This is a genomic window from Ensifer sp. GW821-FHT05G01, assembly GCF_059419585.1.
This window is the reverse complement of record NZ_JBWKSC010000002.1, coordinates 644,839-657,228: the sequence shown is the minus strand read 5'-3', so window position 1 is coordinate 657,228 and position 12,390 is coordinate 644,839. Positions and strand designations below refer to the sequence as shown.

At 51.2% G+C, this 12,390-nt stretch carries 9 protein-coding genes and 1 pseudogene; all 10 read left to right on the top strand.

Features of this window, described 5'->3' with window-relative positions:
- A pseudogene (locus AC07UR_RS08790) lies at window positions 1–147 on the top strand (UDP-glucose 6-dehydrogenase); the annotation flags it as partial.
- 453 nt (window positions 148–600) lie between these two features.
- A complete protein-coding gene (locus AC07UR_RS08785) occupies window positions 601–3,117 on the top strand; it encodes a glycoside hydrolase family 99-like domain-containing protein (protein WP_209789691.1) in 2,517 nt (838 codons plus the stop codon).
- 161 nt (window positions 3,118–3,278) lie between these two features.
- The gene (locus AC07UR_RS08780) at window positions 3,279–5,150 is read left to right on the top strand and encodes a glycosyltransferase family 2 protein (protein ID WP_209789690.1); all 1,872 of its coding nucleotides are present in this window, start codon (window positions 3,279–3,281) and stop codon (window positions 5,148–5,150) included.
- 119 nt (window positions 5,151–5,269) lie between these two features.
- The gene (locus tag AC07UR_RS08775) at window positions 5,270–6,121 is read left to right on the top strand and encodes a DUF1698 domain-containing protein (RefSeq protein WP_209789689.1); all 852 of its coding nucleotides are present in this window, start codon (window positions 5,270–5,272) and stop codon (window positions 6,119–6,121) included.
- 1 nt (window position 6,122) lies between these two features.
- On the top strand, window positions 6,123–7,172 hold the full coding sequence (locus tag AC07UR_RS08770) for a hypothetical protein (protein WP_209789688.1): 1,050 nt from the start codon (window positions 6,123–6,125) through the stop codon (window positions 7,170–7,172).
- A 145-nt stretch (window positions 7,173–7,317) separates the two neighbouring features.
- Window positions 7,318–8,472, top strand: a complete 1,155-nt coding sequence (locus tag AC07UR_RS08765; RefSeq protein WP_209789687.1) for a KpsE/RkpR family capsule polysaccharide export protein — start codon at window positions 7,318–7,320, stop codon at window positions 8,470–8,472.
- 11 nt (window positions 8,473–8,483) lie between these two features.
- Window positions 8,484–9,137 carry an ABC transporter ATP-binding protein gene (locus AC07UR_RS08760; protein ID WP_209789686.1) on the top strand — a complete coding sequence of 218 codons (654 nt, stop codon included), beginning with the start codon at window positions 8,484–8,486 and terminating at the stop codon, window positions 9,135–9,137.
- Window positions 9,138–9,181: 44 nt separating this feature from the next.
- Window positions 9,182–10,444, top strand: a complete 1,263-nt coding sequence (locus tag AC07UR_RS08755) for a KpsE/RkpR family capsule polysaccharide export protein (RefSeq protein ID WP_209789685.1) — start codon at window positions 9,182–9,184, stop codon at window positions 10,442–10,444.
- A 5-nt stretch (window positions 10,445–10,449) separates the two neighbouring features.
- Window positions 10,450–11,568 carry a hypothetical protein gene (locus tag AC07UR_RS08750; RefSeq protein WP_209789684.1) on the top strand — a complete coding sequence of 373 codons (1,119 nt, stop codon included), beginning with the start codon at window positions 10,450–10,452 and terminating at the stop codon, window positions 11,566–11,568.
- Window positions 11,565–12,386, top strand: coding sequence for an ABC transporter permease (locus AC07UR_RS08745; protein ID WP_327795828.1), 822 nt, complete (start codon window positions 11,565–11,567; stop codon window positions 12,384–12,386). The genes AC07UR_RS08750 and AC07UR_RS08745 overlap by 4 nt, the downstream gene beginning before the upstream one ends.
- Window positions 12,387–12,390 lie beyond the last annotated feature (4 nt).

Here is a 12,390-nt window from a genome sequence, read left to right as displayed (position 1 = left end):
TGGAACGAGTTCCGCGCGCTCGATTTCCGCCGGCTGAAGGCCGTGATGAAGGAACCGGTTCTGGTCGATCTCAGGAATATTTATCGGCCGGACGAAGTGGCAAAGCACGGTTTTGTCTATGCCAGCGTCGGTCGGCCATTCTTGTAAATGCCTCTGGAAGTTAGATCGCAGGAAATCCACGTCATGTTAACAGGCCCTGTGAACTGCCGGCGCATTGGATGGTATAATTTGCCCGCATAAACAGTTGGTTAAGCCGCGTTCATCTCCCCCTCACGGCTCAGGGATCTGTATTTGCTTGGGCCACAATCCCGGCGACTTTAGCCCCACAGTCATGCCCCCCAAGGGACGCTCGGTCCCAATTCGCCGCCCGCTCCGACCCGAACCATTCGAACCCAAAACCAACTCATGCCGCTTATTAGGTCGCTCAATGTGTAATAAGTGGGATAGGTGTATTGAACCGTATGCTCAAGCTGGATATTTGAAGGGCGCAGTGAGCGAAGAGTTTTTGGACAATACAGGTTCCACCCATTTTGCAGCCACGACGCATAGTATCAGTCGATCAGCGTTGAATTGAGTAAAGCATTAATCTCGAGAGGCGAGATGTTTAAGAAACCGACACTCCGTATTCTAGGCAATTTGTCTACCACAGGCGATGGTGTTTTTCAGGCGCTGAATGACGACCCTCAGATGCAACTCCTCCCGTCGGCCGGGGACCGGAATTCCGGACTAAAGCGCGGCTCGTATTATCTTTTTGTCAACATCAGAACCTTTGAGGGTAAAATTCTTCGCCCAACTCTCTATCTGGACTTTGGTGGAGGCATGTCAGAGGCGCAGGGTTCGAAATTCGTTGCGAAGAGGATAGATGGGGATAGATGGTTCTTCCACTTCTCCGCGCGCCGCAACATAAAGTTGTTACGATTTGATCCGTCAGAGAGCCCCTGCAGATTTTCTGTGGAAGATATCGTTTTGGTTTCATCCACGAAGCTTCATTGCGCGAAAGTTAAAGCTGCTCTCAAGGATCTAATCCATCAGTTCCTTCCTAGCTATCAAAGTCAAACGGGAAGAACTAGCCAATCAGAGACTTTTGACATCTCCAATCTGGCGAATATGTCAATGAACGGCCGCAACGAACACCAAGATCTGGATCAGCAAAGGTTGAAGCTGTTCGAATCAGAGTATAATTCGCGCGTTTACACGTCAAAAGATGGAAGACACTATTACGAGTACGCTGGCTTAGCGACCGATCCCCTGGGTAACGTTTCGAAGAACGTAAAGAGTATAGCGTTCTACCTCCCGCAAATGCACCCCATTCCAGAAAATGACGCTTGGTGGGGACGGGGATTTACCGAGTGGGCAAATGTCTCGAAGGCAGTGCCGCGATTCTCCGGACATTACCAGCCAAGATTACCGGGTGAACTCGGCTTCTACGATTTGCGATGCGTAGAGACGATGCGGCGCCAAGTGGAACTCGCCAATATTTACGGTTTGAGTGCGTTCTGCTTCTACTATTACTGGTTTTCTGGGCATCGCCTCCTAGAGAGGCCGCTAGATATGTTCTTATCGAATCAGGATCTCCAACTAGACTTTTGTGTCTGCTGGGCCAACGAAAACTGGACGAGAAGATGGGATGGGCTCGAATCGGATATTTTGATCTCACAGAAACACAGCGAGCAAGACTCGGAAGCCGTCTTTAACGACTGGCTTCGCTATTTTCAGGACAAGCGCTACATCAAGGTCGATGGCAAGCCGCTTTTGCTGATATATCGGCCTGATCTGATCCCCGACTTCGAGAGAACGACCAGAACTTGGAGGGAGATGGCAAGGAATGCTGGCTATCGCGGGCTGCACATAGTCGCCGCAAATGCATTCGGTAATCAAGAGCTTTCAGTTGCCGGCTTAGACGGTCTATATGAGTTCCCGCCCCATAACGTTAGAGTGCCCCACGTAGACGCATCGCTCACCTGGTTTGAAGGCAACCATAAAACGCATGCGTTCTCTTACGGCGATGCCGTCCAATTTGCTGAGACTCAGCACGAGAGTGCAGCTGATGAACCGGTGACCATCCATCCAGGCGCACTGGTCGGTTGGGATACAGAGGCGCGGAAGCCCGGTCGAGGCGACGTAATGGTCGGTTCGAACCCAACGCTCTTCAGACGCTGGCTGAGCAGCGCGTATCGAAAGGCATTGCGCAGTGGTCCCAATGCGCCGAAGTTGGTATTCATCAACGCGTGGAACGAATGGGCTGAAGGCGCATATCTCGAACCCGACCGCCGTCATGGATATGGCTACCTCACAGCGCTCCGCAGCGTTGTGAGGGAGTTTGGACTCGAAAGTTCTACCCTAAAGTCGTACTGTGATAGCCACAATGCGACATCGCAGGACCCAAAGAGTAAAGCAATAATCTTGCATCTGTTCTATGCGGACCTCATCGATGAGTTCGCGGACAGAATTGAAGCTGCGCAACGCATTATTGACGCCGATATTATCTTGACTGTGCCGGAGCTGTGGACTCTTCAAGAGCTTGAAGAAGCAGTCCACAAATTGGCGCCACGCAAGGTGTTCGTTGCAAGCAATGTTGGTCGCGATGTCTATCCGTTCATCCTCGCCTGCCGAAATGTAGTGAAGGACGGATACACCCATGTGTGCAAAATTCATTCAAAAAAATCCACGCATCGTGTTGATGGTGCCGCGTGGCGGAATGACTTAGTCGCAGGACTCCTTTCTAACGATGCGCTTGCCTTGTTGGAGAGGACGTATTTCCCCGATTCAACCTACAGTCTCGCAGCCCCGGCCAATTCGTTCCTGCCATTGGGGAACAATGAGTATATCGCGGGCAACCGAATTCATTACGATGCATTGGTCCAAATGTTCGGCATTGGGCCATATGACGATCGCGAGTTCGTAGCCGGGACTATGTTCTGGTGCCGCTTCGATGCTTTGACCCCTATTTTTGATTGCGCGTTGTCCGACGTCGATTTCGGAGTTGATCTCGGACAAGTAGACGGGACGCTTGCGCACGCCTTCGAGCGTGTTTTCGCGATGGTCAGCTCGCAGCAAGGTGGAAACCTATACAAAATAGATACGTCGTTTGAATTTAATATAAAAAGGCCCATATAAAGTGCGGCATCATAGCAATCTTTTGCCACGTCATAATGCCGCACACCCATTGCGGCGAACAATGGGCATTTGGAAATATCCCGGGAGAGTTCAGCGACAGAATCGCGCCCTAAATACTACTTCTCAAATCGCAACAGCTCTATCGTTATTGGAGGCGTAACTTGAGCCAGACCAAAAAACACAATGAACCGTCGACATTCGCGGTCGCAGCGATCATGAGGAACGAAGGGCCCTATATTCTAGAGTGGATTGCGTTTCATCGCTCGTTGGGTGTCGAGAATTTTATTGTGGCCGACAACGTTAGCGATGACGGTTCGAGTGACCTTCTCACAGCGCTCCATGACGTCGGCATCATACATCGCATCCCCTTTCCACACGTGCCAGGTCAAGCACCACAACTTCCAGCCTATGCAGAAATCATACGCCTTTTTGGATCCAAATTTGAATGGCTTGCTTTTATTGATGCAGACGAATTCTTATTGCCAACCGATGGATCGCATCGCGTCGACGGTATCCTGTCTTGTGTGAATGAAGACATCGGTGCCATTGCAGTAAATTGGGCAATATATGGATCCTCCGGGCGCGTCGAGCCTGGTGACGGCTTGGTGGTGGAACGTTTCCAACACAGAGCTGCACAAGATTGCCACATCAACAAACACTACAAGTCAATTCTGAGATCCAAAGCTTATGCGTCAAACGAAAACCACCCCCATGGGTTCAATCTTCTCCCCGAGTACCGGCTCGCATATCCGTGTGGCGGGACCGTTCAGTTCGATCGCGCCGGTCACTCCGGAATTAGCTCAAAAGTAGAGTGGAGCAAGTTAAGGCTGCAACACTATGTTATTAAGTCCCAGACTGAGTTTCTTCTGAAAAAAGCCGCCCGCGGCAGAGCAATGACTAATCTGAACTTGCGAGACTTCGATTTCTTTCGCAATCACGACAAGAACGACATCCACGAAAAGTTACCCGTGTGGCTTATCGACTCTACAGAGCGTGAAATAGAAAGAATTCGCTTGCTGCTATCCGAAAATAACGTTCCCGATCAGGTGGTGAACTTGGACAAAACTCTAAAAGACCTTTCTCTTCCTAAGAATCCGGGAAAGGGGGTAATCGATAGCTTTGAAATCAAGGGTAGTGTCGTAAGTCTGAATGGTTGGGCGATAACGTCCAGCCTATCAAGGGCAGAAACGTTCGACCTTCGTATCGGGAATACGAAGGTCGAACGCTTCACCGTGACTAGGAACGCCCGCCCTGATGTGGGGCGTCACTATCCTGGTGCAGATCTGCATTGTGGTTTCAGCATTTACTTCTCTGTCTTGGATATCCCGATCGACGCTCCTACTACGGCTGCGATATCACTCCATGTGCCGGAGCAAAACCTGCAACTTAGTTCCGCAGCGCCGCTTATGTTTCCGGCCGATATGGTCAATAGGCTCGACGCGGTTGTTGTCCCAACATCACCCTCTATGCCGAAGCCAGCAAGTGAAGCCTTGAGGGACGCGATGAAAAGCTCGCGGTGTTATTTAGAGTATGGGACAGGCGGTTCGACACTCATGGCCTGTGAAGCCGGCGTGCCGCTCGCTATCGGCGTGGAGAGCGATTGGGCCTGGATGTGGGCAGTCAAGAATAGTATTTCGAAGTATCCGCAGGCCGCCGATTTCCATTTGTTGTATGCCGACATTGGTGTCACCCATGAGTGGGGATTTGCCTCAAACGAAAACGGTTGGAAGAAGTGGCATAACTACCCATTAGGCGCGTGGGATAAATGTAACGAGCTGGGAGCAACGCCCGATGTCGTCCTAATTGACGGTCGGTTTCGTGCGGCATGCTTCTTTGCAACGCTTTTGTTCGCAAGGCCAAATTGTCGTATCTTCTTTGATGACTACTTGGATCGCCCCTACTATCAGCACATAGAGGAACACCTTAAACCTGTTCAAGTCATCGATCGAATGGGATTGTTCTCCGTCCCAACGACCGTTGACCGTGATCGCGTTTGGCTATCGCTGGTTCGCTCAATTCCCGATCAGCGCTAAGGCCTCGTGGTTGGCGGTTATGCCAGCGGCCTCCACCAGATGCGTTGCCTTTCAGTGGATGTGCCAATATAAGGTGCGCTCAATCGACAGGCGGCAGAATGCACAATAGGAATAAGCGCATGTTCGGGTTAAGTAGATTGATTCGCCGCAATCCAACTTCTGGCGGTAGCACCGGCGAAGAGGTATTCGAGCAGTACAGTCGTGACCTTCCGAGTCATCAAAATGCCGTTAACTCGCTAACTGGTTGGAATTCCGCGTTTCCGCCAGAGGCCAATATTAGGGCCGGTGCTCACCCGTTGTTTGCCGACGGTCGCCTGACGTGGGCAATTGGCCAATTCGGCTCGCTTAAGGACAAGAAGATCGTCGAGATCGGACCGCTCGAGGGCATGCATACCTACATGCTCAATAAGCAAAGACCGTCATTGATCGACGCCATTGAGGCGAACAAACAGTGTTTTCTTCGGTGCCTAATCACCAAGGAGATTCTCGGTATTGACAGGGCGCGTTTTTATCTTGGTGACGCATTACGATGGCTCCAGGAGAAGAATACGCACTACGACCTGGCAATTGCTTCCGGCGTCCTCTACCACATGGCCGATCCGGGATACTTTCTCTGTCAGATTGCTGAACGTTGCGATAGCTTGTTCCTATGGACACACTATGTTGATGACGAAGCCATGCCCAACTCCGACAGCCGAAGACAGGCATTTACTGGAAACGTCGAAACGAAGACATTTTCTGGTGTTTCAGTTCGCTATTATGAACGTGGCTATTTTAACGCGAACACAACGGAGAAATTCTGTGGTGGCATGCGGGATCGCCACTATTGGATGCATCGAGATGATATCATATCACTTCTCGCGGCCCTTGGGTTTGGCGATATACGCATTACGCAGGAAGATCCGCTCCATGGCGGGGGGCCATGCTTTTCGCTTTTCGCGAAGCGGACCCCGTTGACACAGCAGCCCTAAATTGCTTTTCAACATCCAACGCGATGCTGGTAACACTATCGAAGGATATCTGATACCGGACGGTTTTTCGGACATCCCGAAAGTAGTTGTGGCCGATGCGCAAGCCAACATTGGTGAAATTGAATGCGATCAATTGCATCAGGCAGTCTTAGCGGCAGGCCGTCACGAGACAGGGCTTGTCGGCTTTAGGCTGACTGAGGACAATATCCCTAAGCTCAGCCAACGTTCCACGCTATATATCCGCGACAGTAAATCGGGGCTTCTGATCTATCGTCGACCGCTCAAACCGCAGCAGATCAATATGAAGATTGTGCGGATAGAGACGCAATTACTTCCACATCTTGCACTTGATCGAGAGATGTTTCAACATTTCCAATATGTGTTGCCCTCCCTAGAGCGTTTCGGCCATGAGACAGCGCTTCAGGCGTTTCATCTCGACAACGTGAAATCAATCTATTTAAGTGGTCGATTGCAAGTACGCAACTATCAGGAGTTTCTCGACAAAGGCTTCAAGGCGATTGCACTACTGACCGACCCTTACTATGAAATGGCTCTGAGAATTGCGATGCTGAAGCGCTTCGCAAGCGTAAAACCGAAATTCCTCGGGGAGCGAGATCTAATGACGCTGATGCCAGCGGTTGAGTACTTTGGTGAACTCAACCTCAGCGACACCGCCGATATTGGTAGAACCTTGAAAAGGGCTCCGCCCAAAGTCAGGACCGTCCTGAACTCGCCGATGACACGACAGTTTGCCTGCGCGGATGCCGATCAGCCTTCGACACGTCGAGATATTGCCGCAGCTATGGATGTCATTTCTCGCCTCGAGGTCATCGGGCATATTAGTGACACACTCGCGTTTGCTTCTTCGCTAGGCGAATTGTTAGGCGTCAACATGGATCAGATTCCCATTTTACAGCGCAACCTCGCGATCGACAGGATCGCGGCAGAACTCAGAACACTGGCTGTCGCAGAGTCATATCTCGAAGATGACCTGATCCTGGACTACTACGTGCGCCAGGCGATGGAGATAAGCTCTTCGCATGACAGTTGACCACAGAGATCAGAAAAGGGGCGCCATTTCCGGCTTCAAGGAACCGCTGACCAATGCCCTAGTCAGGGCCCGGTCGTCACTGGCACATCGGTTTCGCAATGCGAGCCCTATGCTCGCTCGGGGGTCCGAGTCGGAAATCAGCGAAATGGAACCGGGCCGTCTTGTGCGGGACTCCGGTGTGACGCTTGAACCGGAAACCAAAACGAACGGCAAAATACCGTTCTCTGTGTTGAGTTTTTTTGGCTTCGTCATTCTCCCCTTCATAGCGAGCGTTGTATATTTTGCGTTTATTGCATCTGACCAATATATCGCGGAAGCTCGCTTTGCCGTGCGGTCGCTTGCGGAGGACCGTACCAACGATAGTGTAGACAGTAACATCTTGGCGATGTCCACCATGTCTCAGGATGGTTATGTTGTCACAAGCTTCATACATTCAACTGAAATCTTGAAGAGAATTGCCGGCAGCATCGATTATCGCGAAATGTTCTCAAGGGAAGGCGCGGATTTCCTTTCCCGATTCGATCAAAGCGGATCAAGCGAGGAATTTCTGCAATACTGGGAAAAGCAGGTAACAACATATGTGGATGGACCGTCGGGCATTATTACTCTGAAAACACGTACGTTTTCGCCAGAGGACTCCAAGCAACTTGCATCCATCATCATTCGAGAAAGCGAGAAGCTCATCAACGAATTATCGGTACGAGCGCAGCGCGATATGACTGAACGGTTTGCACAGGAAGTGCACCGGACAACGGAAAACTACCGCAAAGCTCTGGCCGTGCTTAACAACTTTCAGAATACTACAGGCTTCTTAACCCCTGAAGCGCGGGCCACAGAGACAGGCTCGCTTTTGGTGGGCCTTCTCGCGCGCAAACTCGATCTCGAAACACGGCTGTTTGTCCTAAAAGAATCTGACGCGGTGTCGTCTCCGTCGCATCAGCAGCTCGTCCTGGCCGGCAAAAACCTTGAAGTTCAAATCGAGAAGCTCAGAGAAGAATTAGCTGGAGGATTGGAAGGCAGCGAGAATATCGCCAGCGCCATCGAGACATTTTCACGCCTTGACACGGATAGACGTGTCGCAGAGAGCCTATACGAAGTATCTCGAAAAAACTTAGAGATGGCTCAAGCGGAAGCGACTCGCAAAGCTCTCTACGTTGTTGTGTTCGTACCTCCAATGGTCCCTGAAGAATCGCTTTATCCACACCGCCTATCTTCACCGCTTCTAATATTGCTTGCGCTCTCCGTCGCCTGGGTGACACTAGCTCTTATTTGGGCATCTGTCGAAGATCACCGTTTGTGAATGAGGCTGGCATGATAAAGCTCAAGAACGTCTCGAAGCATTTCAAAACGGAAGGCCACAAGAAAGTAATCTTGGATAGGGTAAATATGGAGTTCCTGTCGGGATACTCCTACGCGATGCTCGGCGTAAATGGTGCAGGCAAGTCGACAACTATGAAAATGATAGCGGGGTCGGCACTACCCAATTCAGGCGCGATCATCAAAGATCTTCGCGTTTCATGGCCGCTAGGCTTCGCTGGCGGTTTCCATCCGCAAATGACAGGACGGGACAATCTCGCATTCGTTGCTCGTGCTTACGGGGAAGACGTACGCCGGGTTTCAGATTTCGTTGAGGACTTTGCAGAACTGGGTGACTATATTTACGCCCCCGTGCGCACGTACTCATCGGGCATGATGGCCAGACTAGCCTTCGGCCTTTCCATGGCGATCGAATTTGATTGCTACCTTGTGGACGAGATCACGGCGGTCGGCGACGCGCGATTCCAGGCGCGTTGCCGAACTGCGTTCGAGAACCGTCGCAAGAGTTCGGATATCATCATGATTTCCCACAGCATGTCGACGATCAGCGCATATTGCGACAAGGGTATTGTTCTCGTCGACGGTCAGATGCTCTTGTTTGACAAAGTTACTGACGCCATCGAGACATACTACCGACTAAACCGTTAACAAATCAGCGAACCGTCAAACTTGAGACCGAAAACGCACCAACGATGAAAAACCTGGAACAGGACACTCAGCGGTCATCGGCACTCCAGAAGAGCCGATCTGCAGCCAAGGCGTTGTCGGCAACTGCCCGAAAGCTTAGATTTTCTACATCTAATCGGAGCAGCCTTTATGAAGCTGCGGGTCTTCGACCACGCTTCGCCGACAGGGTTTTCCGGTGGGCGGCGATGTGCGTCACCGTTTCATTTCTTTTGCTGCCGAATATTTTCTCGGTTTTATACTACGGCCTCATCGCTTCCGATCAGTACCAGTCTGAAGCTCGATTTGTCGTCCGGACATCATCCCCCGCAATTGGCAAAGATCAACTTGGTAAAATCACTGGGTTGCCATCGGCGAAAATCGTGCAAGACACGCAAATTGTAACAAACTTCATTCATAGCCGCGCCATTCTTGAAATTCTTGAGAAACAAATTGGCGTTCGTGCAAAATTTATGAGGGAGGATACAGATTTTCTGGCGAGATTGAAGTCGGATGCCACTTATGAAGAGTTTCTCGATTATTGGGATAGTATGGTCAAGACGTCTGTGAGCCCTTCAAGCGGAATCATTACTGTGACTGCCCGCGCATTCTCAGGAAATGATTCCCGCGCCGTCCTGACTGCGGTTATCGCCGCTTCCGAGCGCACGATCAATCAGCTAAGCGACCGGATCTGGAAAGATGTAGTCGCGACTTCCACGACGAATTTGGATCGCGCGTCGGCGAAGCTTCAAGAGGTGCGGGAACGCATGGCAAGGCAACAGAACAAGACAGGCGTGCTTACAATTGAGGGTGCGTCCGCCATGTTGTCGAATTTGATGACGTCGTTGCAGAAGGAAAAGATTGAGCTTGAGCAATCTTATGCTGTGAAACTTGAAAACGTCTCGAAAGAAGCGCCGCAGATGCGCGTCCTGGCAAGGGAGATCCAGAGTAAGCAGGCACAAATTGACGACCTTCAACGTCAGATCGCGGGTCCGACCCAAGCGTCGGAGCAGAACTTGGCAAATGTCTCAACCGAGCTTTCAGGACTTCAGTTCGAGTTGCAACTCGCCGAGCAGCAGTTTGCGGCAAGCGTCAGGTCGTTTGAGCAGGTGCAATTCATCAGTAAGCAGCAATTGATGTATCTCGATAGCTTCCTCGAACCGAGCCTGCCGGACGAGGCGCTCTACCCAAGACGGGCGTTCTGGATCCTAATTGTGGGCATCGCCTCGGTATTCGCCTGGGGATTGTGCATGGGCGCACTTGTGCTTACAAGAAACAAGTTCGCCGGATGACCTCCGTGGAAGAATTCGTTCGCGATACAACAATTTCAACTGTCAGGTCGAAACTGGCCGCTCTGTTGCCACAACCGAAAACGCGCAGCAGCTTCTTCACAGCAGTGGCACCGCGTTCAATCGTGGTCTTCAGACAAGGGTCAAATCCGAGCTTCAGTTACTTTTTAGAAGAGCGTTTAAGATATTACGGCGCTCATATCCCGGTCAGCGTCCGCTGTCTCGACGACGATATCACTGATATCGAGCCCAAAGGCTGTTTCATAATCATCTGCCGCTACATTGGCGCGCGGCTGTTGACATGGATTGAGAGGCATGCCGCACAACTCGCTGGTGTAGGCATCTTTATCGATGATGACGTCTCGGGGATTATGTTGGACATTGATGCCCCCCTTTCCTACCGAGCGAAGCTGGCGCGGCTTCATCTGTGGCCACTGCGGCGGTTGAATCCACACCTCGACATTGTATGGGCTCCGACACCAACCTTGGTGGAGCTTCTGAAAACGAATGGCACTGTGGTTCGACTATTAGCTCCGCTACCCAGTGCCAGCGACGCCTTACCTTTAGGTCGTTCACCGTGTGCACGGCGTCTGGTGATAGGATATCATGCCACAGGCATTCATTACGCCGAACATGTCTTCCTGAAACCTATTGTCAGTGAAATCCTGTTACGTCACCCCAATGTCGTCTTCGAGGTGTCGGCAAATGGACGCAATGCTCGGGTATGGCGCGACAAACGATTTGATCAGTCTAGGCTACGAATTTTGCCGACACTCCCCTGGGAGGAGTTCTCACAGCGAAGCCGCGACTGCCCGGTCGACATTGCGTTGGTACCCCTGCTAGATAAACGCATTAACAGGGTCCGAGCTGACACAAAGAGAATTGACGTTTGCCGTATGGGTGCGGCAGCTATCTTCTCCAAGTCCGACGCATACGCTCATAACCAGCACCCGGATGAAATTCTAATCGAGAATGACCGCGATGCATGGATCGCCGCGATAGAATTGCTGATAGTCTCTGAGGAGCGACGGAAGATTGCGCGCTTAGCCACATTTAATGCTGCGGAACAAATGCGCTCACTTGATCCGGCCATCCCAGGCCTGCTTCTGAGGGAAGTCTCAAAGTGACGAAGACGATTACTCATGAAGCTGCCAAAGACCCGCGATCGGTTCGCTACGCTCTTAGGCAAAAGGCAAACGTAATGCGTGCGGTCATCTTGCGCGACATGCGAACACGCTTCTTCAATCACGGCTTAGGATTTCTGCTGGTTTCCGTTTGGCCCCTAACCCACATGTTTGTGCTGCTTCTGATCTATGCGTTTGCAGGGAGAAAGACACCGTTTGGTGATAGCATGAGATTGTTCTTCGCGACGGGGCTGCTTCCCAGCCTGACGTTCATGTACGTATCGCGATTCATGGCGCTCTCGATAGTGATGAACCGTCCAATGCTCGCGATACCGGCAGTGAAAGTTCTCGACATTCTTTTCGCAAGGGCTTTTCTCGAGACGATCGCGGCCTGTTTCACAGTGTTTCTGACGTTTATGATTCTGCTGTCTTTGGGTGACAAGCCGTTTCCATATGATTGGTCTGAAGCGGCCAAGGCATTCCTTTCCACAATTTTGCTTGCGGTTGGCGTTGGCGTCGTCACGGGTGTAATCACCGCGCTATTCACATTTTTCGCAACAGTTTACGCACTATGTCTAATCGTTATCTACATTTCGTCTGGCACGCTGTTCGTCGTATCAGCGCTGCCGACACAAATCGCTTATGCCCTGTCTTGGAATCCGGTAGTCCATGCAGTCGAATGGATGCGTTCTGCGTTCTATCCGACTTACAACAGCCAAGTTCTTGACAAACCGTATCTTTTGTCGTTCGGCCTTGGTGCTCTGTGCATCGGTCTTCTGCTGGAGCGAATCGTTCGCCGGATTACTCTGGAAGGGAAATAGGTGA